The 25,470-nt window shown below is 71.9% G+C and carries 23 protein-coding genes; 3 read left to right on the forward strand and 20 right to left on the reverse strand.

Features of this window, described 5'->3' with window-relative positions; translation table 11 throughout:
• Positions 1–124: 124 nt before the first annotated feature.
• The 11 genes from KME75_RS12160 to KME75_RS12210 all read right to left on the reverse strand — a co-directional run bounded on the left by KME75_RS12160 (position 125) and on the right by KME75_RS12210 (position 14,719).
• Complete coding sequence (locus KME75_RS12160; RefSeq protein ID WP_219414719.1) at positions 125–1,138, reverse strand: restriction endonuclease subunit S; 1,014 nt, start codon at positions 1,136–1,138, stop codon at positions 125–127.
• Positions 1,135–4,638, reverse strand: coding sequence for a DEAD/DEAH box helicase family protein (locus KME75_RS12165; protein WP_219414720.1), 3,504 nt, complete (start codon positions 4,636–4,638; stop codon positions 1,135–1,137). Before KME75_RS12165 ends, KME75_RS12160 begins: the two co-directional genes overlap by 4 nt.
• Positions 4,639–5,210: 572 nt before the next feature.
• Positions 5,211–5,957, reverse strand: a complete 747-nt coding sequence (locus tag KME75_RS12170) for a hypothetical protein (RefSeq protein WP_219414721.1) — start codon at positions 5,955–5,957, stop codon at positions 5,211–5,213.
• Positions 5,958–5,998: 41 nt separating this feature from the next.
• Entirely contained in the window at positions 5,999–7,978 is a 1,980-nt protein-coding gene (locus tag KME75_RS45810; protein ID WP_219414722.1) for a CHAT domain-containing protein, read from the reverse strand.
• Between the two features lie 635 nt (positions 7,979–8,613).
• Positions 8,614–9,564: a ComEC/Rec2 family competence protein gene (locus KME75_RS12180; protein WP_219414723.1), complete on the reverse strand. Its 951-nt coding sequence runs from the start codon at positions 9,562–9,564 to the stop codon at positions 8,614–8,616.
• Complete coding sequence (locus tag KME75_RS12185; protein ID WP_308282719.1) at positions 9,564–10,466, reverse strand: ComEA family DNA-binding protein; 903 nt, start codon at positions 10,464–10,466, stop codon at positions 9,564–9,566. Before KME75_RS12185 ends, KME75_RS12180 begins: the two co-directional genes overlap by 1 nt.
• 1,267 nt (positions 10,467–11,733) lie before the next feature.
• A complete protein-coding gene (locus tag KME75_RS12190) occupies positions 11,734–12,582 on the reverse strand; it encodes a DegV family protein (RefSeq protein WP_219414724.1) in 849 nt (282 codons plus the stop codon).
• A gap of 8 nt (positions 12,583–12,590) precedes the next feature.
• On the reverse strand, positions 12,591–13,343 hold the full coding sequence (gene octT, locus KME75_RS12195) for a diglucosylglycerate octanoyltransferase (RefSeq protein WP_219414725.1): 753 nt from the start codon (positions 13,341–13,343) through the stop codon (positions 12,591–12,593).
• Positions 13,340–13,963: a histidine phosphatase family protein gene (locus KME75_RS12200; RefSeq protein WP_219414726.1), complete on the reverse strand. Its 624-nt coding sequence runs from the start codon at positions 13,961–13,963 to the stop codon at positions 13,340–13,342. Before KME75_RS12200 ends, octT begins: the two co-directional genes overlap by 4 nt.
• Positions 13,960–14,373: a ribosome silencing factor gene (gene rsfS, locus KME75_RS12205; protein WP_219414727.1), complete on the reverse strand. Its 414-nt coding sequence runs from the start codon at positions 14,371–14,373 to the stop codon at positions 13,960–13,962. The genes KME75_RS12200 and rsfS overlap by 4 nt, the downstream gene beginning before the upstream one ends.
• 160 nt (positions 14,374–14,533) lie before the next feature.
• Positions 14,534–14,719 (reverse strand): hypothetical protein, encoded by a 186-nt coding sequence (locus KME75_RS12210; protein ID WP_219414728.1) that lies wholly within the window; start codon positions 14,717–14,719, stop codon positions 14,534–14,536.
• Between KME75_RS12210 and KME75_RS12215 the strand changes: the two genes are divergently transcribed.
• Positions 14,718–15,095, forward strand: a complete 378-nt coding sequence (locus tag KME75_RS12215) for an STAS domain-containing protein (protein ID WP_219414729.1) — start codon at positions 14,718–14,720, stop codon at positions 15,093–15,095. The two genes, KME75_RS12210 and KME75_RS12215, sit on opposite strands and share 2 nt — an antisense overlap.
• A 35-nt stretch (positions 15,096–15,130) precedes the next feature.
• Positions 15,131–15,553, forward strand: coding sequence for an ATP-binding protein (locus tag KME75_RS12220; RefSeq protein WP_219414730.1), 423 nt, complete (start codon positions 15,131–15,133; stop codon positions 15,551–15,553).
• Here the strand turns inward: KME75_RS12220 and KME75_RS12225 are convergent.
• The 9 genes from KME75_RS12225 to KME75_RS12265 all read right to left on the reverse strand — a co-directional run bounded on the left by KME75_RS12225 (position 15,540) and on the right by KME75_RS12265 (position 23,282).
• A complete protein-coding gene (locus KME75_RS12225) occupies positions 15,540–16,283 on the reverse strand; it encodes a class I SAM-dependent methyltransferase (protein WP_219414731.1) in 744 nt (247 codons plus the stop codon). The two genes, KME75_RS12220 and KME75_RS12225, sit on opposite strands and share 14 nt — an antisense overlap.
• Positions 16,284–16,348: 65 nt before the next feature.
• Positions 16,349–16,942 (reverse strand): nicotinate-nucleotide adenylyltransferase, encoded by a 594-nt coding sequence (gene nadD, locus KME75_RS12230; RefSeq protein WP_219414732.1) that lies wholly within the window; start codon positions 16,940–16,942, stop codon positions 16,349–16,351.
• A gap of 39 nt (positions 16,943–16,981) precedes the next feature.
• Positions 16,982–17,590, reverse strand: coding sequence for a TetR/AcrR family transcriptional regulator (locus KME75_RS12235; RefSeq protein WP_219414733.1), 609 nt, complete (start codon positions 17,588–17,590; stop codon positions 16,982–16,984).
• Between the two features lie 96 nt (positions 17,591–17,686).
• On the reverse strand, positions 17,687–18,049 hold the full coding sequence (locus tag KME75_RS12240) for an SPW repeat protein (protein ID WP_219414734.1): 363 nt from the start codon (positions 18,047–18,049) through the stop codon (positions 17,687–17,689).
• A 78-nt stretch (positions 18,050–18,127) separates the two neighbouring features.
• Positions 18,128–18,748, reverse strand: a complete 621-nt coding sequence (locus KME75_RS12245; protein WP_219414735.1) for an alpha-ketoglutarate-dependent dioxygenase AlkB — start codon at positions 18,746–18,748, stop codon at positions 18,128–18,130.
• A gap of 143 nt (positions 18,749–18,891) precedes the next feature.
• Positions 18,892–20,457 (reverse strand): M20/M25/M40 family metallo-hydrolase, encoded by a 1,566-nt coding sequence (locus tag KME75_RS12250; protein WP_219414736.1) that lies wholly within the window; start codon positions 20,455–20,457, stop codon positions 18,892–18,894.
• Between the two features lie 105 nt (positions 20,458–20,562).
• Positions 20,563–21,984, reverse strand: a complete 1,422-nt coding sequence (locus tag KME75_RS12255) for a vWA domain-containing protein (protein ID WP_219414737.1) — start codon at positions 21,982–21,984, stop codon at positions 20,563–20,565.
• A gap of 193 nt (positions 21,985–22,177) precedes the next feature.
• Positions 22,178–23,062, reverse strand: a complete 885-nt coding sequence (locus tag KME75_RS12260; protein ID WP_219414738.1) for an AAA family ATPase — start codon at positions 23,060–23,062, stop codon at positions 22,178–22,180.
• Between the two features lie 37 nt (positions 23,063–23,099).
• The gene (locus tag KME75_RS12265) at positions 23,100–23,282 is read right to left on the reverse strand and encodes a hypothetical protein (protein WP_219414739.1); all 183 of its coding nucleotides are present in this window, start codon (positions 23,280–23,282) and stop codon (positions 23,100–23,102) included.
• Positions 23,283–23,365: 83 nt separating this feature from the next.
• On the opposite strand from KME75_RS12265, the gene KME75_RS12270 reads away from it, so the two are divergent.
• Positions 23,366–25,459 carry a RecQ family ATP-dependent DNA helicase gene (locus KME75_RS12270; protein ID WP_219414740.1) on the forward strand — a complete coding sequence of 698 codons (2,094 nt, stop codon included), beginning with the start codon at positions 23,366–23,368 and terminating at the stop codon, positions 25,457–25,459.
• Positions 25,460–25,470: the final 11 nt, after the last annotated feature.

Here is a 25,470-nt window from a genome sequence, read left to right on the forward strand (position 1 = left end):
GGCCGCTGGCGAGCACTGCGCCGCATCACCGCCAGCCCCCGCAGAATCGGCGCCTACGTCAAAGCAGCGCTCGTCCTCACCCACATCGAACAACTCCAGCTACGCACTTCTTGCTGAGATCACCTCACTGACCCGCACTAGATGCGGCAAGCTCCTCAATCTGTCGCCGAACCGGAGGGCTTTGCAGGCATATCTGCGCCCAGCCCGGGAGCAATTGCGACCTGTCAAGTCGAATTCGGATCAAGTAGGAGGCGAAGGAGCAGTCGAAGTCTTTCTGGGCGACCGCAGACCTGCCAATTAGACCTTTCGTGCCATTAGTCCGAATAATGAGCAAGTCATCCTTTTGGATGGCGAGCCGAGTCAGATCGGGGGAATCGGTAACGGTGTACTTGATATCCGACAAGTCTATACGACCTGATTGCACGTTTGGGATCCGAAGCACGGGTCGGCCAGGGCCATCGTAGGAGCACTTCAGGGACGTTCCGTACCGAGCGTCGAGAGCGACACTGCCGAGCCGCGACCATGAATCGCGCGGACACGTCGCAACGGCACTAGCTAGTGCAGCATCGCGGGCGGCGCCAATCTTGCGCATGGCCGTTGCGAGATTCGAGCGGCCAACGTCGAGGCGGGAGATGTGGTCTTCGAGGGCGGCAACGATGCGTCGCTGCTCGTTCTGGGTAGGAACGGGGACTCGGATGCGACGAAGCTGCTGCTGAGGAAGGTGCTTGATCGTGCTACCGGTTGCGTACGGGATCAGTTGCCCGCTGACGCTCTGCCATTCGAGAAAGTAGCGCAGAAATCGGGCACTGATTCCAGTGTGAGGTCGAACGCGATGAAGTGCTTTTTGAAAGGCCATGTACGTTGCTGATCCCGGCCATACGGCACATCGGCCGATCTCGCCACCCTCGCACACTAGAAGATCGCCGCTCTTCACTTCGTAGGTGCTTAGCTGCTCGGGAGGAATGTCCATGGTGAACACACTGGAGAGGTCCAGGCGCCCCCACTGAACGTTCACGTTTCGTAGATATGGGACCTGGTTCGTTCCTGTTTCTCGTCCTCTATCGAGCATCTTGCCGAGACTTGTCTCGGCAATTTCACCAAAGGTTGCCCATTCCCAGCCGTGAGGAAGATCGCTCATGCGGGAAGGGTTCTGTTCAGGTCGTTCAATATCTCCTCCGCACGGTCCTCGCCGAAGTCGCGGACGAAGCCGTCGACGCCGCCGCGTTCGGTGAACGGTACGCCGTCGAGGTCATCGGGGGTCACGCAGAGTCGGTTGGCGAGCGCCACGGCGATCTTGTTGGCCCACCACACCTGGTCGGTGGTCAGGTGCACGCCCTGCTGCTCCTGCCGGGCGAGCCAGTTGGCCAGGTTGGCCTCGACCTTGCTGCGGAAGGGCCGCAGTTCGGTGTCGAGGCCCAACTCGTAACGCAGGATGGCCATCAGCTCGGGCACGCCCTTGCGGCCGCCGTTGCCCCTCGCGATGCCGAGCTTCTGGTAGGCGCGCCAGAGGATGTCGGGGGTCCAGCGGTGCGGGGGCGCCTGGATCTTGGCGGCCAGCCGCTTGAGCGAGCGGTAGACGGCTGCGGGATCGCGGGTGGGGTCGTCAAAGGTAACCCGCATCGCGGTGATCTCGTCGGCGTTGTCGGCCATGTACCGGCGCCAGTCCTCGACGGTCTCCTCCGACCCCTTGCCGTCTATAAGTCGGGCCTCGACCGACAGCACCTCGTCGAGGGTGTGCTCGTCGTAGGGCAGGTCGTACTTGCGGCGGATGGTGAGGATGCGCTCGCGCAGCTCGGGGCGTTCGGCGAGGGTGCGGACCGCCGCCAGCACGAGGCTGCGCTGCGCGTCCTCACCGCCCGCCTGGAACGCCGCCTCCTGGGCCTCCTCGTCGGTGGCGCGTTCCAGCTCGTGAGCGATCTGCTGGATCGTCTCGCCGCCGGCCAGCTCGGCGAGTTCGGCGCGCTCGCCCGCGGTAATCTGCTGGTCGAGCTTGGCCAGGCGCGAACCGAGGGCGGCGGCCTCGTTGACGGTGATGCCTTGGCTCGCAGCCTTGTTGAGCAGCTTCTCCAGGCTGACCTGCCGCTGCGATGCGGGCTGCAGCGGTTTGGCGTCGACCAGTGGTGAATCGGTGACGCCGACCGGGTCGACGAGCAGGAACTTCTCCTTGGCCCTCGCGTCCGGGGTGACGCGCTGGAACTCGTCGGTCTCGATGGTGCGGGCCCCGCGGCCTTTCATCTGCTCGAAGTACGTCGGGCTGGACACCCCGCGCAGGAACAGCACGCACTCCAATGGTTTGACGTCGGTGCCGGTGGCGATCATGTCGACAGTGACGGCGACGCGGAACGCGGCGTCGTTGCGGAAGTCGGAGATGAGCTGCTCGGGGTCGTCGGCCTTGTAAGTGATCTTTGCGCAGAACCGGGCGTCACCGCCGAAGACCTCCCGGACGATCTCGACGATGTCGTCGGCGTGTTGGTCGGTCTTGGCGAAGATCAGGGTCTTCGGGACGTGAGTGCGGTGCGGGAAGTACTGCGGCCAGCCGTCGTGGAACTGCTGGATGACCGTGCGGACCTGGCTGGGGTTCATCACGGTGCGGCCGATGGCGTCGGCGCCGTAGTCGAGGGCGGTGTCGAGCTGCTCGTAGCGTTCCTTGCGGCTGTGCAAGTCGACGATCCGGATCGGCACGTTCGCTGGGATGCTGCCGCCCTGCTCGCCGACCACGGTGGTGATCCGCATGACGTCGAAGTCGACGTTGACGCCGTCGGACACGGCCTGCCTATAGGAGTACTGGCTGACCAGGTTCTCGTGGAAGAAGCCGAACGTCTGCGCCACCGGGGTGGCGGTCAGTCCGACCAGGTGCGCGTCGAAGTACTCCAGCACCCCACGCCAGCGGCCGTAGATTGAGCGGTGGCACTCGTCGACGATCACCATGTCGAACATCTCCGGCGGGATCGCGGCGTTGTACTCCACCTCGACGGCGTCGTCGATCTCATACTCGTCCGGTTCGTCGGTCTCGGGTAGGTCGGCGCCCCGCAGCATGGCGTACATGCGCTGCACCGTGCTGATGACGACGTGTGTCGAGTCCAGCACCACCCCGCTGCGCAGCCGCTGCACGTTGTAGAGCTCGCCGAAGGCCGTGCCGTCTTCAGGGGTGCGGTAGTTGTCGAACTCGCCGTCGGCCTGGCGTCCGAGGTTATTGCGGTCGACGAGGAACAGCACCCGCCGCGCTCCGGCGTGCCGCAGCAGCCGATAGGTCTCGGTGACCATCGTGAACGTCTTGCCGGCACCGGTTGCCATCTGGATCAGCGCCCGTGGCCGGTCATCGCCGAGGGATGCCTCCAGTCCGGTGATGGCCTGCACCTGCGCCTCGCGCAGCTCGTCGACGGGCAGCGCCGGCATCTGCCGCAGCCGATGGCGCAGCGTCGGAGCCTCCGGGTCGGCGTCGGCCTCGCGCATCCACCGGGCGACCGTGGCGGGCTGGTGGAAGGAGAAGACTCGACGTGGGCGGACGATCGGGTCGAGGCCATTGGTGAACCGGGTGTCCACGCCGGTGGACTCGTAGCGGAACGGAAGCGGGCGTCGCCAGGCCACGAGCTGAAGGTCCGCACCCAGGCTGGCGGCGTAGCGCCCGGTCTGCCGGTCGACCCCGCCCAGGCTCCGGCCCTCACGCTTGGCCTCGATGACACCGACCAGCTTCGCGTCGACGTAGAGCAGGTAGTCGGCGGGGCCGGTCTCGGTGGGCACCTCGCGGACGGCGACCCCCTGGGCGGCGTGCACGTTGGTGGCCGCGCGATCTTGAACGGCCCATCCCGCTGCGGCCAGCATGCGGTCGATGATCCGCCGGGTCTGCGCCTCGGTGAGCAGGGGCCGGCTCGCCACGGTCGACCGCTCGACGTACTCCTCACGTACCGCCGCATCGATCGGGCTGGCGGCCGACGCCCTGGCCGAGAGCTGCTGCTGCAACGCTCCGACCTGGGCGGAGAGCTGCGTGACCAGCGCCTGCAGGCCGGCTTGGTCCCCGATCGCGCGCAGGATCGCCTGGTTGGCCGCCGCCTGTGCCGCGGCATCGGCCGCGGCCTGTGCCTTGTGCTCCTCGACCGAGGTCTTCATCTCGACCAGCTCGGCGTGATAGGCGTCCAGCAGCTGGTGCAGCTCGGCGTAGGCGGCGGGATCGCCACCGGCCGGTGTCGTGGCCGGGCCGGGTTGCGGTGGTACGAACGGCGGAGCGCCGTCCGCGCGGCCGCTGACCGTCCGGTGGAACCACGCGCCCAGCTCGTAGCAGGCACGGACGAGCAGCAGCGCGTCACGCTGGGCGTCGTAGCCCTCATGCGCGGCCTGGTTGCCGACGGTCCGAACTCGGTCAAACCAGTCGCGTACCCGGGCACTCAGGAACCCCTGATCGCTGAGCACCTTGAGTCGCTGGAACTGCTTGGAGGGCATCTTCGGGATGCCGAACTGGATGAACGCCTGCTCGACAAGCGCCTCACCGAACTGCCGGCATTTGATCATCGCCGTGTTCGGGTCGGCATAGACCGACGCCTCCGCCATGGCCCCGTACACGACGAGCAGCTGCTCGTAGGCCAACAGGTAGCCGAAGTTCGGAGCGCTGTCGGCCAGCGCACGGACCTTCGGATCAACCACAGCGCTCCGCCTCCCCCTGCCGGATCACCCCCGCCCCCGCGGACCCAAGATCGCGGAGCGTGCGCAAGACGTTACCCACGCGCACTCGACCGAGGTAGCGCGATTTCGCTTCGACCAGGCCCACGTGATCCGGCTCGGGCTCGCTGGACCCTCTCCGAGTCCGGCAGCTGATCCCGGTCACGCCGCGTCGCCGGTCACAACCTCGGACCATGCCCCGCCGTAGCTCCGGCTGTCGGGCTGGCTGCGTGTTGCCCCCGCCGCGACGACGACCATCCGGCAGAGTGGTATCGGCTCGGGTGCGCCGCGACGACTCGTAGAGCGGGGGTTCCTCTGAGGCGTGTGCACGCCGCCGTCGCGGCCGTGGTCCTCTGTCGCGACCGCTAACCACCGGTGTTTGCCAGGCCCCCTGAACCGAGCCCCACCGGAGCGCCCTTGCCTGAGTTTGGTCTCTGGACCCGACAGTCCCGGAGGTGAGCGCCGTGCAGCCTGCCTTCGGGGCCGCACACCTCGCTTCAGTGCGCTCGGTGCCCAGGCCAGACGCGCTCCTGCCGTCGGTGACCCGAGTAGACTGATCAGGAGTCAGTCAGGCCGACATGGCGCGGGGCGACGCGGAGGACCTCGTCACTCCCAAAGTCGCCCTCCCCTGTCGCTTCCCGAGGCGCATCTAAGTACGCATTATGCACGTCGTCGCGCAGAAGGCGACGGCGGACGAAGAGCGCTTCGTAGAGAGGCGTCGACGGCCCCAACACCCACGTCGCAGCCCGACCACCGGTTACGGTGACACCTGCTCCCGCACGGACCGTCGTCGGCATCCCCAGCTGCGCTGCATCGGCCTGCACACTCACCTCGGCACCATCGGTCTCGCCAACCACCAGTGTGCACATCGAGAACGAGCGGACGGCGGTGACGAGGTACCAACCGTCTTCCCACACGGTCCGTCGACGCAGTGAGGAGAGTGCCGTCCGAACCTCTGCCAACCGCCGGTACTCGGTCACGGTCCCACCACCGGCTGCGAACAGGAAGGCGTTGGCCCGGGCGAAGCGGCCGCGCAATCCAGCTCCTGGCGCCTCGGCCTCACCGACAGCCCCGATGGAGACACCGTCCTGCAAGAACAACCGTTCCGCGCCGGCACGGCTGACCACGGTGCCGACTTGCTCGGTGCGGGCCAGACGGTCGACGTGGGTCTCGACCTGCAATCCTCCACCGTGTCGACTCCGGCTGACCACGTCGCCCACCCGCAGTCGCCGATCAGGAAGCCAAGTGGCGAGTACCCCCTCCGCGTCCCACACGGCTTGCGCGTAGTTGTTGGGCAACGCCATGTGCGGCTCTCCCGAGATCCAGTGGTGCGCCGAGCGTAGGTTCAGACTGGCATTGTCCCGTGCACCGCCAGGCCCCAGCGGTGCAGCACGGTCGGCTCGGCCGTTTCCCTGGCCTCCGCCAATGCCCGATCGAGCCGACCGTGTCGGGCGATGCCGGCGATCGTAGCGCTCACGACCTCGGCCGTTGAGCGGGCCGGTAACGGCCACAGCCCGCCGATCACGGTCGCGACACCACTGAGCAGCATGGCGGCGGGCAGGTTTATGGGGAACGACACCGGCGGTGCGGCCGCGGACCAGCAGGCGGCGACCAGTGCTACCCGGGCAGGCGCGGCGGTGGCAAGATCGAGCGCACTGAGCGGCTGCCCGCCGCCGCCGGTCTGGAACTGCAAGCCTCGCCCGTGTCCGTGAGCGAACACGATCAGCAGGTCGCACGCCGCCAGGTGATCGATGCGACGGGAGAACTGGACCTCCAGGAGCCCTGCCGCGCGTGCCTCCTGCAACGCGTCGAACACGAGCTGGGCGCCCGGGGCGTCGTCGTCGATCACTGCGGTGACCCGGCGGAGCGGCACGGCTGTGGCGACCAGTCCAGCGTGCACCGACAGGGACGGTGCGAGGGTCACGTGCGTGTGCGAGAACAGGTCCGTCGCCTGCCACGGGATCGACCACAGCGGACCGTCCGGCACGACGAGCAGCGACGGAAGACGCCCATCCGTCGCGCGTTCGATCAGTCCCCTGGGGAGCAATGTGCGGATGAGCTCATCCGTCGCGGCCGGACCGATCGAGGCGATCGTTTTGGGGTCACCAGTGGCCAACTGGTCGATGAGCAGGCTCGCGGCGGAATCGAGCGTGGCCTTCTTGATCGCCAATCCGTCGGGTGGCACGACGTAGAGACCCAGCACGGAGAGTTGACCGGTGGAGAGCATCCGCTGGCGGCGCAGGAGGAGAGCCGGCTGGCCGCGAAGACCGCCGAGACATCGACCCAGGTCCGGCCACACCGGCTGGCTCTGCGCGAGCCCCATTAGTCGGGCTTGCGCAATTGCCGGTACTTCGTCGCCGGTGAGGTCCACGAGCTCCGACAGCCCCGCATCGGCCAGCGCTTCCACCAGCTCGGTGAGAACGTTTGCCGCCTCAGCGGTCGTCGCCAACGTCAGCAGGTCGATGATGATGTCGAGACCGGCACGCGCCACCGGTGGGACCCGGCCGAAACGTTGGCGCCGCCGCAAGTGTCCGACCGCCAGCATCAGACCCTGCCGGGCGGACTGCACGTCGATGTCCTCCGTTGACAGGGCGGTGAGCGTGCGGTGCAAGCCCTCCAGCAGATCGTCGTCGGTCTGCACGCGCAGCGCAGCGATCTCGTCGGCCAATGAGGCGGCCGCGTTCGGCCGGTCCTCCGCCCGCACCGCTTCGCCAGCGGCGTGAAGTGCCCAGGTCTCGTCCGGGTGCAGGGTCGCCCGCAGGGCTTCCGCAGACCGCGCCGCGAGGTCATCAGCGGGCAGCGAAGCCGCCCGGTCGTAGGCGTCTCTGATCATGGCGGGGTCCCGGGTGATGACGGCAGCGGTCAGCAGAGCCATTGCCTCGTGCGAGGCCCCGAGGGACCCACGGCGTGCCAATGCCTCCGTGGCGGCCCAGAGTGCGACGTCGTGCTGCTCCACGCGACGCGCGGACACGGCGACGTTGACGAGGTCCACTGCTGGCTGATCACCAGCACCGCGTACGGCCAGCAAGCCGAGCGCCGCGCTCGTGAGTGACCGCGCAGTGTCGCTGATCTCGGTCCGAAGCAGCGCCCGTGCACAGCCGAGGGCCGCGGAGATCAGATCGTCACGCAGTGGCGTGTCCGGTCGGTACGCCGACCACACGCCCCCGACGGCCACGGCGAGCAGCTCCGTCGGGGCCTGCTCGTCCGCCAACACGTTGATCATGAGTCGCGCCGATTCGGCGTCGCCGGGTTGCGCCGGCTCGATGCAGCGACGGCAGAGCTGCTCGGCTAACGCGGCGACGGTGGCCGCAACGCGTTCGTTCACCGGCCCATCATGAGGTTCCGGCACGGTGCGACGTGGTCCGGCCCTCGGCCGGTAGACGGACCACCAGATGCGGGCGGGAACCGCTGGTCAATCATGCAGCTGCGCCTCATCCCGCCCTCGACGGCGGCGCGCAACTCCCAGCCGTCCGACCACCATCAGTGTGGCTGGACACGTCGCCGTCGCAGAACCTGTCCGAACCACCCCGGGGGCACAGGTTCGAGTCCCGCCGGGGCGGCGGCCGAGACGGGCGACGAACCTCCGGCTTGGTCGCTGCGGCCGCCACCACCGGCATACAACACCGAACCGCCCAGCCTGCCCGCATCGCACCACGCGTGGCTACGACACCGCGATGGCCCGGACAGCACACCACGGTCCCCATGGGCAGCGATTCCGGACAGGACTACCTGGACCCCACCGCACGCCGCCGACTTCGAAAGCAAGCCCGGCCGTTCCGAACCTGCCTGACGTGACCAGCATCATGCCGAGCTGACCCGAGAATCTGGAGCAGACGTTGACCCCATTTCGCCGGTCAGAACGCCGTGCTCCAGATTTGCTCCAGATACGTGCCCAACCACTCAAACCATGATCGACAAAAGATCAACTCAAGGATCACGACAGGCACGAGTTTCCGCAGGTCAGACAGAACGAAAGGGTGACATCCCCGTCACAGAGGATGCCGCCCTTCGACCATCGGGACGACAGGATTTGAACCTGCGACCCCTTGACCCCCAGAAAGTAGTCGCGCGATCTTCACCGGTAGCGCGCATCATGTGGTCCGGCAACACATGTGTCTGACGTGCTTTCTCCCCGGACACCGCAAGAAGGTGAGTGAGCCCGGCCGCCCGGAAGTCGGCGTCGACCTCGGCGGTGAGCCCGCTGGTGTCGCCGACCGCCAGCCCCGGCAGCAGCCCGGCCTGTGCGGGCGGCAGCACGACGGCCGCGGCGTCGCGCAAGCCGCTGCGCAGCCCACCGGCGGCGTCCTGCCACCACGGCGGCGGGGCGACGGCGCGCGGCGGTCCGCGCACCCGGAGAACGGCGACGGTGAGATCGCCGCGAGCCGCGGGGGCGAGCAGCCCGTCGGCGGTGACGGCCTGCCCGGGCAGCAGCCCGGCCCAGTCCGCCACCGGCGCGATGAGCAGCACTCGTCCGCCTGCCGACCAACGCCCGTCACCCACCTCCCCGTGCTCGACCACGGCCGGGACGACGACCTGGCTCGCGGCCGCCGGGGTGGCGCCGTAGGCCGACGCGCGCACCGGCCGAGGGTCGTCGCGGACCGCCACGCGCAGGGTGGCCGCGGCGCCGCGCTCGGCGGGCTCGCGCAGCGGGTGCTGGACGAGCAGCAGCGTGTGCGCCGTGACGACCAGGCCAGCCGCTGCAGCGCTACCCGCGGCGGCGAGGACGACCGGGGCCCACGGCCTCCGCCGGGTCGCGAACGCCGCGAGCGCGGCCAGGAGCGTGACGCACAGCCCGGCCGCCGGGCCCAACCCGATCCCGAGCAGAACCACCGCCCACGCGGCGAGTGCAGCGGGCACGAGTCGCAGGTCCGGTGGCCTGCGGGGCTCGTCCGGGTGCGCCTGGCTGCGCATCAGACCCGCACCAGCTCACGCAGCTGCCCGAACCGGCGCTCGCCGATGCCCTCGACCTCGCGCAGCTGCTCGACCCGCACGAACCTCCCGTTGCGGGTGCGCCACTCGAGGATGCGCTCGGCGGTGACGGGCCCGACACCGGGCAGCGCGTCGAGCTGGTCGGCGGTGGCGCTGTTGAGGTCGACCTTCCCGACGGGTGCCCCGTCGCCGGGCGTCTGCCCCGGGCCTGCCCCGGCGTCGCCGCCGGGCGCGGGAACCGGGGCCGGCGGCACGCCGACCGCCACCTGCTCGCCGTCGGCCACGCGCCGGGCCAGGTTGAGCCCGGCGAGGTCGGTGCCGGGCAGCGCGCCACCGGCGGCCTCGAGGACGTCCGCCACGCGTGCACCGTCGGGCACCTCGACGAGCCCCGGCCGGTGGACCTTCCCGGACACGCTCACGACGAGCGGGCCGGCCGGCGCCGCGGATGCCGACGCCGGTGGCGGGTCGGGCGCGTCGGCGGCCGGCGCCTCGGCCACGACGTTCACCTCCGGCAGCGCCCCAACGGGCTCGGCCCGCGGCCGGTCCATCCAGACGCCGACCGCGGCGACGACCGCGGCCGCCGCGGCCACGAGCGCGAGCGCCGTGGCGCCCGGCCGCCCGGGGTCGACGCGAGATCCGCGCCACGACCTGGGTAGGAACCGCGCGAACCCCGGCGACGACCGGAGGGACGAACCGCCCCGTGCCGCCGGCGGCAGTTCGGGCAGCGGCAGCGGGGAGGTGTCGGGCTCCGCCGCACTCCGACCCGACGACCCGGACCGCGCGGGCGGCCATACTCCGCCGCCGTTACGGCCGCCGCCGGGCGCAGGTCCACCCAGGACGGCGTCCAGCCGCCGGGACCGGGACGGTGGGTCGGATCGAGGCACGGCTCGACGCTAGGTCGGGAGGGCGCCGGCGAAGGGACGAGTCGTCGGCCTGTGGATGGCCGACCGGCGATGGGGACAACTGCGGCCTCCGCGCGGTCCCCGCCCCGAAAACGTCACCCCGGCACGGCACACTGGTCACTGGGGGGCGGCGCCCGACCCCCGGTCCGCCAACCCGTGCGGCCACCCATCCCGATGATCGCCGCGAGTGTGCAGGGCGTGCACCGCGGACGACGACAACGCCGACCTCACGACGATCAGTGCCGCTGTGATCGCCGCGAGCGCGCAGTTTCCGCGGACGGAGGTGCGGGGAGCGCGATCTCACGGCGATCACACCCGCCGGCCCGGGGCGAAGTGGGCCCCGATCGGCGACTCGCGCCCACGGTCCGACTCACGCGTATCCGGAGCGCGACGGGCCCCACACGCCCGACCCGGCGCGGGGGTGCCCGTCCCCGGATCGATCGCCGCGAGTGCGCGGAACGTGCACCGCGGACGACGGCAACGCCGATCTCGCGACGATCAGTGCCGCTGTGATCGCCGCGAGCGCGCACCTTCCGCAGACGGAACTACGACGAGCGCGATCTCACCGCGATCACCCCCGCCGGCCACGGGCAGAGCGCACCCGGACCCGCGGACCCGCCCCTGCCCACGGTCCGACACGCGCATCCGAAGGCCGACCCGCCCCGACGCCCGATCCCGATCCGCCAACCGGCGGGAGACCCTCGCGATGATCACCACGAGTGGACCGAACGTGCACCGCAGACGACGACAACGCCGACCTCGGGACGACCAGTGCCGCTGTGATCGCCGCGAGCGCGCAGTTTCCGCGGACGGAACTACGACGAGCGCGATCTCACCGCGATCACCCCCGCCGGCCACGGGCAGAGCGCACCCGGACCCGCGGACCCGCCCCTGCCCACGGTCCGACACGCGCATCCGAAGGCCGACCCGCCCCGACGCCCGATCCCGATCCGCCAACCGGCGGGAGACCCTCGCGATGATCACCACGAGTGGACCGAACGTGCACCGCAGACGACGACAACGCCGACCTCGGGACGACCAGTGCCCCCATGATCGCCGCGAGCGCGCAGTTTCCGCAGACCGAACTACGACGAGCGCGATCTCACCGCGATCACCCCCGCCGGCCACGGGCAGAGCGCACCCGGACCCGCGGACCCGCCCGCGCCCACGGTCCGACACCCGACGCGGACCCGCCAACCGGTGGTCGTATCGGCGACAAGGTGCCGCCGGCGGCCGACCGGGGTGGCCGTCAGCGGCGCGGCACCACCACGACGCCCAGCAGCCCGGGCCCCACGTGCGCGCCGATCACCGCGCCGACCTCGGACACCAGCAGCCGAGCCACCCCCGGCAGCCGTTCGCGCAGTCGCGCGGCCACCTCCTCGGCGCGGGCGGCGGCGGCGAGGTGGTGCACCGCGAGGTCGACCGGCCCGTCCCCCGCGGCCCGGACGGCCAGCTCCACCAGGCGCTGGGCGGCCCGGGCGGTGGTCCGCACCTTCTCCAGCGGCACGATCCGCCCGTGCGCGACGTGTAGCAACGGCTTCACCGCGAGCGCGGTGCCCAGGAGCGCGGCTGCGGCGCCGATCCGGCCCCCGCGTCGCAGCCGGTCCAGGGTGTCGACGGAGAAGAACATCCGGCAGCGGGCGGCGACGTCCGCAGCGGCCGCTTCGACCGCGGCCCCGTCCGCGCCGTCGTCGGCGGCGTCGGCCGCGGCGAGCACGGCGTACCCGAGGCCCATGCCGGCGGCGCGGGAGTCGACGACGCGCACCCGCGCGGGGTCGATGTCGTCGGCAGCGATCCGGGCCGCCTCCCATGTCCCGGACAGCTCGCGGGACAGGTGCACCGACACCACCCCGTCGGCCCCGGCGTCCAGTGCCCCGCGGAAGCAGGCCGCGAACTCGGCCGGGGTGGGCCGCGAGGTCTGCACGTCGAGGTCGCGGGCGGACAGCGCCGCGGTCAGCTCGGCGGTGTCGATGTCGACGCCCTCACGCCCCACCCGCTCGCCCAGCCGGACCTCCAGCGGCACGACCCGGATGCCGCGGTCCTCGGCGACTCCCGGGGGCAGGTACGAGGTGGAGTCGGTGACGACGGCAACGGGCACGCCGCACCCTAACGGTCGGCGGCGGCCGATGCGGGGCGCAGCAGCGAGGCACACGCCGCGCCGACGGCGGCGTGGGCGGGCCAGCCCCAGTGCATGCCGTCGGGGTTGCCGTGGCCGCCGAGCACGTGGTCGCCGACGAGGGCGGGCAGGTCGAGCAGCCCGACCCGGCGCGCCTGTGCCCACTGGCGCACCGCGCGGTCGGCGGCGGGGCGGCCGGCGTGCACGCCCCCGTAGACGGCCGCGCGGTGCGGCGGCGGCAGCATCGCGACGACGGGCAGTCCCGGCCGGATCGCGAGCACGGCCTGCCGGCACTTCTCCAGGTACTGGACGGTGAGGTGCGGTGGCAGGGCCACCGGGCCGCCCCCGGGCAGCGCCCGCGCCAACGCCTTGGCCAACCCCGGCTGGGCGCGCAGGTAGCCGGTGCGGACCGCCCGGCGCAGCGGGCCGGGACGCAGCGCCGGGATCAGCTCGCGCAGCGCGGTGGGCAGCGGCGAGGGCAGGGTGTCCATCCCGCCCACGGCCAGCACCAGCGCGTCCACGCTCGGCAGCAGCGCCCACACGCGAGGATCGGACGTCAGCGCGCGCCAGGCGTGCCGGGCCGTCCACCCGATGCCCGCCACGAGCTCCGCCCGCCCGCCGAGCTCGCTGGCCGCGACGTTCGGCCACAGCCGGGGCTCGTCGGCGGGTTCCGGCCGTTCCGGACCGTGGAAGGCGAGCGAGTCGGCCAGCACCAGCAGCACCGGGCCGGGCGCGGCCGTCACCCCCCGGTGCCGACGTTGTAGCCGGCGAGCCGCCAGCGGGGGTGGTCGTCGCGGCGGGCGAGCACGGCCCACCGGCAGTTGCCGAGCCCGCCGATCGCGGGCCACGTCGACGTCGGCAGCGCGAGCAGCCCGCTGACCAGCCCCGCGATCAGCCCGCCGTGCGCGACGAGCACCGCGGTGGCGTCGATCCCGTCGGCGAACTCCTCCTCCAGCTCCTCGACGACCGGGCGGGACCGGCGCACCACCTCGATGCGCGACTCGCCGCCGGGCGGTGCCCACGCGGGGTCGGAGCGCCAGATCGCGATCGCCCCGGGCCACAGCTCCTCGATCTCCGCGACGGAGCACCCCTGCCACTCGCCCAGGTGCGTCTCGCGGAGCCGGGCGTCGACCTTGACCGGCTGCCCGCATGCCGCGCCCAGCACGTCGGCGGTGTCGGCGGCCCGGCGCAGGTCCGAGCTCACCAGCCGGTCTGGAGCCAGCCGCGCGATCTCCGGGGCGACGGCCGCGGCCTGCGCCCGGCCCGACTCGGTGAGCATCGAGTCGAGGTGCCCCTGCATCCGGCCGGCGGCGTTGTAGTCCGTCTGGCCATGACGCAGCAGGACAAGCCTGCGCAGCGTCACCCCGCGCCGTCCTCGTCCGCGCCGCCCCCGCCGGTGCCGTCGGGCCCGATCTCGGCCTCCGGGAACGCGATCCGCGGGCAGTCCTTCCACAGCCGGTCGAGCCCGTAGAAGCCGCGCTCCTCGCTGTGCTGCACGTGGACCACGACGTCGACGAAGTCCAGCAGCACCCAGCGCCCCTCGCGCGTGCCCTCGCGGCGGGTGGGCTTCGCCCCCTGCTCGCGGAGCTTCTCCTCCACCTCGTCGACGATGGCCTGGACCTGCCGCTCGTTCGGCGCCGAGGCGATCACGAAGCAGTCGGTGATCACCAGTTGGTCGGACACGTCGAGCACGACGATGTCCTGCGCCTTCTTGTCGGCCGCGGCGGCCACGGCCACGCGCGCCATGTCGAGTGCCTGGTCGGTCGCCGTCACCGTTCCCCTTCCCCGTGGACCGTCGGCCCACCTCGTCGCCCCCATTGTCCCAGCCGCGGCTGCACGACCCGGAGCGGGCCGCCGGGAGGTTTGGACCCCGGACCGGCGCGGGTACCGCAGGCTGCAAGGCGTTCCGTCACGAGGACTGCGGGGACCCATGTCAGCGAGCGACGACGTCACACGGGCGGCCGCGAGGGACGTTGCCCGCCTGCTCGACCGGCGGGGCCTGCGAGAGGTCGTCGCCCTGGCGCGCCGCGTCGTCCGGGAGGCGCACCGCCGCCCGGTCGCGCACGCGGCGGCGCGGCCGGATGAAGATCAGAACGTGATCGGTACGCTGCGCCACCATGAACGGTCCGCTGGGTGGCATGCCGCCGGCCGAACAGCTGATGACGGTTGCCCGTGACGATCAGCGCGGCTGTCTGGTGGTCGTGGTGCAGGGCGAGGTGGATCTCGGCACCGGCGGGCGGTTGATGGAGGCCACGGCCGAGGCGTTGCAGCAGGCCGCGGGCCGACCGGTGGTCCTCGACCTGTCCGCGGTCGGGTTCGTCTCGTCGTCCGGGCTGGGCCAGCTGGTCGCCCTCCACGAGGAGGGCCAGCGCACGGGGACGCCGGTGCGCGTCGTCGTCGACCGGTCGGGCCCCGCGATGCGCCCGATCCGGACGATGGGCCTCGACGGGGTGCTGTCGCTCTTCGACACCCTCGACGAGGCCCTCACGGCCTGAGCGGACCGATCTCCGCACCGGCACAATGACGTGTGATGCCCGCGCCAGAGCCGACCGACGTCATCTCCATGGTCCTGCTGGCCGACCCCGTGTCGCTCTCCGTGGTGCGCGAGCGCTTCCGGCGGTGGCTCGACGCGCTGTGCTGGCCCCGCGCCGAGGTCGACGACGTCGTGATGGCCGTCAACGAGGCGGTGACGATGGCCGTCGAGCAGACCCACCCGTCGATGCTGAGCGCGGAGGTCCGCGTGGCCGCCCGGCTGTTCACCGAGCCGGACGGGGGTAGGCGGGTGATGGTGGCGGTCGCGGCCGACCACCCGTGGTGTCCCTCGCCCGAGGAACCCGGGTTCGGGGGGCACGGCCTCCTGATGATCCACGCCTGCATGGACGCGGTGGAGCTGACCCGCGAAGCTGAAGAGACGACGATGTTGATGACCAGCGTGCGGGTTACGGCGACGTAGGCTGCTCGGTCAGCTGGAAGTGCCAGATGATGGTCGCGGGTCGACCGGCGTCGACGGCTCGCGCCGCTTCGGGCACCAGATCCGCCAAGCACCATGGCCAGAGCTTCCACGGCCCCACCTCGGCGGTCGGAGCAGATCGTGGCGGGTTCGTCGGCAAGCGCGGTTCCTCGCACCTGCGCACCTGCAACCCCAGAGGCAGGGCAGCGCGCAGGTAGTCCCCCACCCGGTGGCGGTAGGTCGAAACCCGTGCGGGCCGGCCATCCGCCCGGACCACGGAAGGAATGGAGCCCAGGGACACCGATTCCTCGTGACCGTCCGAGATCACCAGATGTCCGCCGGGGCGGAGAACCCGTGCGAACTCCGCCATCACGGGCCCGAGCACCGGAACGTGGTTCAGCGCGAGAGCGCACACCACGATGTCGGCGGAATCGTCGGCGAGCGGCAGCTCGTGGAGATCACCCGGCCGGAAGTCGGCCTGGGGTACGCGAATGCGAGCGTGCGCGAGCATGTCGGGTGAGCTGTCCACGCCGACGACCTGGTGACCGCGTCCAACCAGGTACGCCGCATATCTGCCGGTCCCGCACGCGGCGTCGACGGCGGTTCCGCTCGGCTGCGCGTCGAGGATCTCACGGACGACGGGCTCCTCGAGGTCGAACAGCCCGTTGCGCGGCTCGTCATAGGTCTCCGACCACACGTGGTAGCCCTCGACGGTGTCGACGCGGTCGACCATGACCCCGTCCCCGGGCACTTTCAATGTCGAGGCGGCCGCGGACGAACGGTTTCACCCGGTGCCGGTCAGGAGTTCGGCTCCCGATACAGGCGGCGCTTGGAGATGTACTGCACGACCCCGTCCGGCACGAGGTACCAGACCGGGCGTCCCTCGGCGACGCGCGCGCGGCAGTCGGTGGAGGAGATGGCCATGGCCGGCACCTCGACGAGGGTGACGGCGCCGACGGGCAGGTGGGTGCCGTCGAGCTCGAAGCCGGGCCGGGTGACGCCGACGAAGTGCGCGAGCGCGAACAGCTCGTCGATCCGGTGCCAGGACAGGATCTGGGCGAGCGCGTCGGCGCCGGTGATGAAGAACAGCTCGGCGTCGGGGAACTCGGCGTGCAGATCGGCGAGGGTGTCGGCGGTGTAGGTGGGGCCCGCCCGCTCGACGTCGACGCGGCTGACGGAGAACCGCGGGTTGGACGCGGTGGCGACCACTGTCATCAGGTACCGGTCCTCGGCCCGGCTCACGGCGCGGTCGGACTTCTGCCACGGCTGCCCGGTCGGCACGAAGATCACTTCGTCCAGGCCGAAGCGATCGGCGACCTCACTGGCCGCCACCAGGTGTCCGTGGTGGATCGGGTCGAACGTCCCGCCCATCACTCCGATCTTGCGCTGCACGCCACGGAGCCTACGTGGCGTCCCGTTCCACCGGCGCCGTCAGCCGGGCGCCGCACCCGCGCCGGCGGCCAGCGCGTCGGCGAGGAACCGCAGCTCGCGGTGCATCGCGTCCGGCCCGTCGCCCGCGTGCCGGGCCACCGAGTGCCGGTAGCTGACGGCGGAGGCGAGCAGATGCGCCGCGCTGTCGACGTCGGCCTCGGCGCACCCGGCCGGCCGCGCCATCGCGAGCACGCCTCGGATCTGCCCGACCATGCGGTCGAACCGGGCCTGCAGCGCCTCCAGAACCGCGGGGTGCGTGTCGGCCTCGCGCCAGAGCAGGTGCGAGAGCACCGCCGAGGAGCCCAGGGCGCGGTCGAGCGCGTCGACGAGCCGGTGCAGGCTCGCTGCGACGTCACCCGCCACGATCATCGCGGCCGGGTCGATCCGCTCCTCCGGCAACCGTTCGACCAGCGCCGTCAGCAGCTCGGGCTTGCGCTTGAAGTAGTAGTGGACCAGGCCCTTCGGTACGCCGGCCCGCTCGGCGATCCGGGAGGTGGGCGTGGCGTCGAAGCCCGCGGCCGCGAACAGCTCCTCCGCGGCGGCGAGGATCCGTTCCCGCGCGCCCGGCCCGTCTACCTGCGGGGTGCCGGGTTCCGGCGTCTCCCCCATGTCGTCCTCCCGTCCCGGACGCGCGGCACGGCCGCGGCGGGGTGCGCCGCGGCCGTGCGCTGCTGATCGACTCCGGCTGGAACCGGGACGGCAGGGTCAGTACTGGCCCGCGAGCCCCCGGTGCTCGGCGTTCGCCTCCGGCAGGGCCGCCAGCGCCACGACGACGGTGAGCAGCCCGGCGACCCAGGACACCCAGGACGCACCGGCGAGGTCACTGTAGGTCAGGACCCACGGGGAGATGAACAACAGCGCGCCGAGCACCGCGTGCACGTACTCGCTGGCCACCGAGCCGGGCTGCGCCAACGACCACAGCGCACCCGCAGCGATCAGCACACCGAAGACGATCAACGTCCACATCGCCGTGGTGTCGGTGTCCACCACGATCGGAGAGAGGGCCGTCAGCACGCCGATCACCAGCGCCGCCCAGTCCTGCCACCGGTGCCATGACATCCGGGTCATCGCGATCACCTTCCCTTGTGAGGAGATGACCCCAGTGTGCTCTTGACTGGCCGCCCGGTCAAGATTCCGTGGATCACCTCATCGCGGATAGGCGTGCCGGAACTGGATGCTGATACGCGGCCCCGCGGAGCGCGCCTTGGGCACCGCGTGCTGCCAGGTGCGCTGGCAGGACCCGCCCATCACGAGCAGGTCACCGGGCCCCGGGAGGTAGCCGATCGACGCTCCGCCGCCGGTCGGACGCAGCCGGAACGGACGCGGGGCGCCGAGCGACACCAGCGCGACCACCGCCTCCGGCAACTCCCGGGCCACCCGGTCGCCGTGCCAGGCCACACTGTCGGTCCCGTCGCGGTAGAGGTTCACCCCGACCTGCGTGAACGCCACGCCGTACCGCTCGCTCAGCACGTGCGCCATCTCGCGCAGCTCCGACGGCGGCTCCGGCCCGTGCCCGAGCCGCCAGCGGTGGGTGAGGCGCGGCTCCGGGACGTACCGCTCGTACATCCACACCTCGCGCCCCGCCCACGGCGTGCCGGCGAGCAGGCGGGCGAACAGTTCGTCGGCGCCCCGGCACCAGCCGGCCGCGTGGTCGACCCATGCACCCTCGGTCAGCTCGCGGCGCCGCAGCCCGTGGAACGCGGGGTCGATCTCCACGCCCGGGGCGTCGAGCAGCGACGGCTGCCAGGAGAGGTCGAGGGTGCCCATGCCGGCGACGGTACCGCAGATCGAACATCAGTTCGAGAGATCGGCGGAATTCGTTCACATGCGCCCTCGTCCATGCTCGGACCCACGGGACGGGGCCGGTGGCATGCTGCCACCGGCCCCGCCTCGTGCCTGGTGAAGAGCGATCAGGAAATGACGCCGCCGTGGGAGTGCTCGTCCCCCCCGCCGCCGGTGCCGCCGTCGCCCGGCGCACTGCCCCCCTGCTGCGCCCCGGCCCCCAGGTCGAGGCCCGAGGCGAGCGTCAGGGTCGCGTAGGCGATCGCGTCGGCGTTCTGGTCGAGCACGGTGTCGTCGACGTTCTTGATCGTGTCGCAGGCCTGGTGGTAGCACGGGTCGTAGGCGAGGCCGGCCGTTCCGCCGTAGGTGGCGGCCTGCTCCGGCGTCTTCACGCCTTCGGCGCCGGTGAACAGCCCGCCGGACGGGATCCCGACGGCGATGAACGGACCGTAGTCCGAGCGGCCGGTGAAGTCGGTGCCCTCGGCGGCGACGCGGTCGGCGAAGAACTTCTCGAACACGTCCTCGATCGCCCCCGACCCGTCGGGACCGGGCCCGGCGCCGACCATGTCGGAGTCGTCACCGTCGTAGATGAAGCGCACGAAGTTCGGCGATCCGACCATGTCGAAGTTCAGGTAGGCGCCGATGCCCGCCTGCTGCTCGGGAGACAGGGACGCGACGTAGTGCTCCGAACCGAGCAGACCGAGCTCCTCCGCGCCCCACCAGGCGAAGCGGATGGTGTGCTCGGGCTTCGCCTTCGCGATCTGCTGGGCGACCTCGAGGATCGCGGCGCTGCCGGTGCCGTTGTCGTTGATGCCGGGGCCCTCGACGACCGAGTCCAGGTGCGCGCCGACCATGACGACGGGCGCGTCGGTGCGGGCGCGGGTGGTCTCGGCGAACACGTTCTCGGTGGTGCGCACCTCGCTGATCGAGTCGACCGAGATCCGTACGGTCGCGCCGCCCAGGCTCGAGCCGAGCGCGAACGTCGTGCCGATCGCCGGGATCTCCCCCGGTGCGCCGAGGGTGCCCTGGAGCAGCTCGGTACGGCCCTCCTGGCCCTCGTTGAAGACGATGGCAGCCACGGCGCCCGCTGCGGCGGCGTTCGCCACCTTCTGCCCGAACGCGCAGGTGCCGCGCTGCATCAGTGCGACGTTGCCCGCGGTGAAGCCGGCGAAGTCGGCGGCCTCGCAGCCGCTCGTGCTGCTGTTCGGCTCACCCGGTGGCAGCGTGAGGTCGACGGCCTGCACGACGCCGGTGACGTCGCCGGGCGCGGTGAACGTCATCGGGGCGTAGTCGGTGCCCTCGGCGTAGGTCGACTCGGTGGGCGCCGTCTGCGCGAAGGTGCTGCCGTTCAGCTGGAAGAACGGGAACTCGAACTCCTGCCGGCTCACCTCCAGCCCCGCGGCGGCCGCCTGCTCGGCGACGTAGTCGGCGGACGCGTCGTAGCCCGGCGTGCCGGACGCGCGGGTGTCGCCGTGGGCGTCGGCGATTCCCTGGAAGGCCTCCAGGTGTTCGCGCACGCCTTCCAGCGTGACGCACTCCAGCAGCTTCTCGACGCTGTTGTTGGTGCGGTTGTCGCACCCCTGCGGCGCTGCGGCCGCTGGGGTGGTGACCACCAGCGAGCCTGCGAGTGCGAGGAGACCGGCAGTGGCGCCGGCGGCGGCCCGTGATCGACGGGCCGGGTTCCGTGCAGTCATACGGCGGGTTCCACCTTCGTTCGAGTGACCACCTCGTCGTGGGTCACACCGTCGGGGGACTCTTCCGGTGAACGCCACGCTCCGTCAAGACCCGATCTCCGGCGGTCAGATCGGGAGCAGCCCCTCCACCACGTCCGCGAGCTGTGCCGCGGTGCGGCACTCGTGCATCGGCAGCACGTCGGCGTAGCGCAGCGCCGCCGAGTCGCCGCTGCCCCACTGGGCCCGTGGCTCGGGGTTGAGCCAGTGGGCGTGCCTGGCCTGCCCGACGAGCCTGCGCAGCACCGTGAGGTTGGTGTCCCGGTAGTTGGTGCGGGCGTCGCCCAGCACGAGCAGTGACGTCTTCGCGGTGACGGCGTCGCCCCAGTGCTCGGCGAAGCTGCCGAAGGCGCCGCCGTAGTCGCTGTGCCCGTCGAACGCCACCAGGTCGGCCTCGCGCAGCACCCGCTGCATCACCCCGCCGAGCTCCGCCCCGGGGGCGAACAGGTCGGTGACCTCGTCGGTCCGCTCCACGAACGCGAACACCCGCACCTTGCTGAACTGCTCCCGCAACGCCTGCATCAGCAGCAGCGTGAAGTGGCTGAACCCGGCGACCGAGCCGGACACGTCGCACAGGACCACCAGCTCCGGCCGGCCCGGCCTGCGCCGCTGGTGGGCGGGACGCATCGGTACGCCGCCGGTCGGCATGGACCGGCGCAGGGTGCGCCGCATGTCGAGCGGGCCGCGCTTGGCGTGCCTGCGGCGCACGGCCAGCCGCGAGGCGAGCCTGCGGGCCAGCGGGTGCACGATGCGGCGCAGCTGCGCGAGCTGCTCGGCGTGCGCGGACAGGAACTCCACCTGCTCGGTCTGGCGCGGCACGGCGGTGCGGGCGACGTGCTCGCGTCCCCGCACCTCCGCGGTGCGCCGCCGCACGTCGTCGGTGATCATCTTCCGGAAGCCGGCGATGCGGTCGCGGATCTCCCTGCGCAGCATCTCGTCGGCGAACGGACCGTCGTCGCCCGGCGCCTCGGTGCGCAGGTCGGCCACGATCCGGGCCAGCAGCGTCTCCGGGGAGAGCGTCCGCAGTGCCTGGTAGGCCGACCAGCTCGGCCGGCCGCCCGCACCGCCCGGCCCGGAACCCCCGAGCGCGTCGACGGCCGCGCGGGCCAGCTCGGCGAGCGCCGCGGTGTCGCCGTCGCGCAGCAGGTCGGCGAGGATCTCGCGCAGCGAGTCGACGTCGACCGGGCCGTCGGGCGAGTCGCCGACCCGCGGCACCTCGACCTCGCTGCCGCCCGCACCGAGCGCCGCGGGGAAGAACAGGTCGAACAGGGCGTCGAACACCTGACGGTGCCCGGAGCGGCGCAGCACGGCGGCCGCGAGGCCCTCGCGCACCTGCTCACGGCGGGTCAGATCGAGCGCCCCGAGGACATGGGCGGCGTCGATCGTCTCCCCGGGACCGACCGCGACGCCGTGCCGGCGCAGGGCCGCGACGAACTCCACGAGGTGGCCGGGCAGGCCGTGCTCGGAGCCGAACCGCTGCACCGTCGCCATCCGCTCATCATGCCCGCAGGCGGGGCGCTACAACCATCCCTGCTCCTGCGCGGTGCGGGTGGGCCTCGGCCCGGCCGGGGACGCCGGCCCCGATTGCAGGAAAGCCACTCTGCCGCAACCTCGTGGCGTGAAAGTGCTTTGCTGCAACGCGGGCCGCCGATGTCACCGCCCGCTCGGGCCGTGCCGAGACGCGTCAGTTGAGCCGCAGCTCCGCCGCCGCCTTCACCGCGTCGGACTGGTGCTTGAGCACCACGCCGAGCGTGGCGCGGACGGTCTCGTCGTCGAGGGTGTCGAGCCCGAGCGCGAGCAGGGTGCGCCCCCAATCGAGCGTCTCGGCCACGGACGGCGACTTGCGCAGCTCCAGCCCGCGCAGCACGCGGACGGTGCGCACCAGCGCGTCCACCAGCGACTCGGCGAGCTCGGGCACCCGGCTGAGCACGATGCGCCGCTCCAGGTCGGCGTCGGGGAAGTCCAGGTGCAGGAACAGGCAGCGACGCTTGAGGGCCTCCGACAGCTCACGCGTGGAGTTGGACGTGAGCAGCGCGAACGGGCGCCGGTTGGCGACCACCGTGCCCATCTCCGGCACCGTGACCTGGTAGTCCGACAGCACCTCGAGCAGCAGTCCCTCGACCTCGACGTCGGCCTTGTCGATCTCGTCGACGAGCAGCACGGTCGGATCGTCGCGGCGAATCGCGGTGAGCAGCGGCCGGGGCAGGAGGAACTCCTCGGAGAACACGTCGTCGCGCGTGTCGTCCCAGGACTCCTTGCCCTGCCCCGCCGTGATCCGCAGCAGCTGCTTGGCGTGGTTCCACTCGTAGAGGGCGCGGGCCTCGTCGATGCCCTCGTAGCACTGCAGGCGCACCAACCCCGACCCCGTGGCCGCGGCCACGGCCTTCGCCAGCTCGGTCTTGCCGACCCCGGCCGGGCCCTCGACGAGCAGCGGCTTGCCGAGCCGGTCGGCGAGGAAGACGGTGGTGGCGACGGCTGTGGAGGCCAGGTAGCCGACTTCGCCCAGTCGCTCGGTCACGTCCGCGACGGTCGCGAACAAGGGCGGCTGGCTGGCTATCACGCCCGTCATACTGCCGTGCCGACGGCCGCTGTGCGCGTTATCACCGTCACGCCGTGCGCCGTCGCCCGGACCATTCGTCGACCCCGAGGAAGAACGCCCACTCGAGGTGCTCGGCGCAGGCGGCGACCGAGCCGGAGCGCTTGTCCGGCGCGACGACCACCACCGCCTCCCGCGTACAGCGGGTGCACCGGCGGATGCTGAAGGGCCACTTCCGGGGGACGCTGCTCATGCCGATCGGATTCCCCGTGCGGAGTTGTCCACACCTTCCGGGGTCGGCCGGAGAACGTCGGTGCCGTCGTCCACCATGGGTCCATGGCCACGACCGAGCAGGATCTCCGCGCCCGCGCCGAGGAGGTGCTGGCCACCTTGGCCGGGCCGGACGCCCGGCTGCGGGAGGACCAGTGGACGGCCGTCGAGGCGCTCGTCGCGCACCGGAGGCGCGCGCTCGTGGTGCAGCGCACGGGCTGGGGCAAGTCCGCCGTGTACTTCGTGGCCACGGCGCTGCTGCGGGCCGCGGGCGCGGGCCCCACCGTGATCGTGTCGCCGCTGCTCGCACTGATGCGCAACCAGATCGACGCCGCCGCCCTGGCGGGCATCACCGCCGCCACGGTCAACTCGGCCAACACCGCCGACTGGGAGCGCACCTACGCCGCGGTCGACGCGGGCGAGGTCGACGTGCTGCTGGTGAGCCCCGAGCGGTTGAACAACCCCGATTTCCGCGACCGCGTGCTGCCGCGGCTCACCGCGAGCGCTGGGATGCTCGTGGTCGACGAGGCGCACTGCGTCTCCGACTGGGGCCACGACTTCCGGCCCGACTACCGCAGGCTGCGGGCCCTCATCGCCGAGCTGCCCGAGGGCATCCCGGTGCTCGCCACCACGGCCACCGCCAACGACCGCGTGGTCACCGACGTCGCCGAGCAGCTGGGGCTGGGTGCCCACGACACGGGCAGCACTCTCGTGCTGCGCGGCTCGCTCGACCGGGAGAGCCTGCGGCTGTCGGTCGTGCCGCTGGCCACGCCCGCGCAGCGGCTCGGCTGGCTGGCCGCCCACCTCGATGCGCTGCCAGGCGCCGGGATCGTCTACACGCTCACCATCGCCGCCGCCGAGGAGGTGGCCGAGTTCCTGCGCGAGCGCGGACACCCGGTGGCCTCCTACACGGGCAAGACCGATCCGGAGGAGCGGCTGGCCGCGGAGTCCGACCTGCTCGCCAACCGGGTGAAGGCACTGGTGGCCACGAGCGCGCTCGGAATGGGCTTCGACAAGCCCGATCTCGGGTTCGTCGTGCACCTCGGGGCGCCCGCCTCGCCGGTCGCGTACTACCAGCAGATCGGGCGCGCGGGCCGCGCCGTCGACCGCGCCGAGGTGGTGCTGTTGCCGGGCCGGGAGGACCGCGACATCTGGGCCTATTTCGCCTCGCTGGCGTTCCCGCCGGAACCCCTGGTCCGCCAGACGCTCGGGGTGCTGGGACCGGAACCGCTGTCCACGGCGGCCATCGAGACGCGCGTCGACCTCTCGCGCACCCGGCTGGAGATGCTGCTCAAGGTGCTCGACAGCGACGGCGCCGCGCAGCGCGTCAAGGGCGGGTGGATCGCCACCGGCGAGGAGTGGGTCTACGACGCCGAGCGCCACCAGCGGATCGCGCAGGCCCGCTCCGCCGAGCAGCAGGCCATGCTCGACTACATCGGCACCGACGAGTGCCGGCTGGTGTTCCTGCGCCGCCAGCTCGACGACCCGTCCGCCGCCCCCTGCGGACGCTGCGACGTCTGCGCCGGCCCGGTGTGGTCCGCCGACGTCGACGCGGGTGCCACCACCGCGGCGCAGGAGCGGCTCGCCCGGCCCGGGGTGGAGGTACCGCCGCGCAAGCAGTGGCCGTCGGGGATGGCGGAGCTGGGCATACCGGTGGCCGGGCGGATCCCGGCGGCGGAGCTGGCCGAGAGCGGGCGGGTGATCGGGCGGCTGTCCGACATCGGATGGGGCACCCGGCTGCGCGAGCTCATCGGTGGCGACGACGCGCCGGTGCCGAAGGACGTGCTCGACGCCTGCGTGCGCGTGCTCGCAGGCTGGGGTTGGACGGAGCGCCCGGTGGGGGTCGTCGGGATCGGCTCCCGCACCCGCCCGCATCAGCTCGAGCACCTCGCCCGGCGCATCGCCGAGATCGGCAGGCTCCCGCTGCTGGGGATGCTCGTCCCGGCCGGGCAGCGCCCCGCGGCGGCGGCCAACTCCGCGCAGCGGCTGGCTGCGGTGTGGGGCGCGTTCGAGGAGCCGGCGTTCGAGGTGCCCCACGGGCCGGTGCTGCTGGTCGACGACCTGATCGACAGCGGCTGGACGGCCACGGTGGCGGCCCGGCACCTGCGGCTGGCCGGGACGTCGGCGGTGCTGCCGTTCGCGCTGGCGATGGCGGGGTGAGGCCGCTTCAG

Origin of the sequence: Pseudonocardia nigra, from assembly GCF_019396355.1 — a bacterium.
GTDB classification, from domain to species: domain Bacteria; phylum Actinomycetota; class Actinomycetes; order Mycobacteriales; family Pseudonocardiaceae; genus Pseudonocardia; species Pseudonocardia nigra.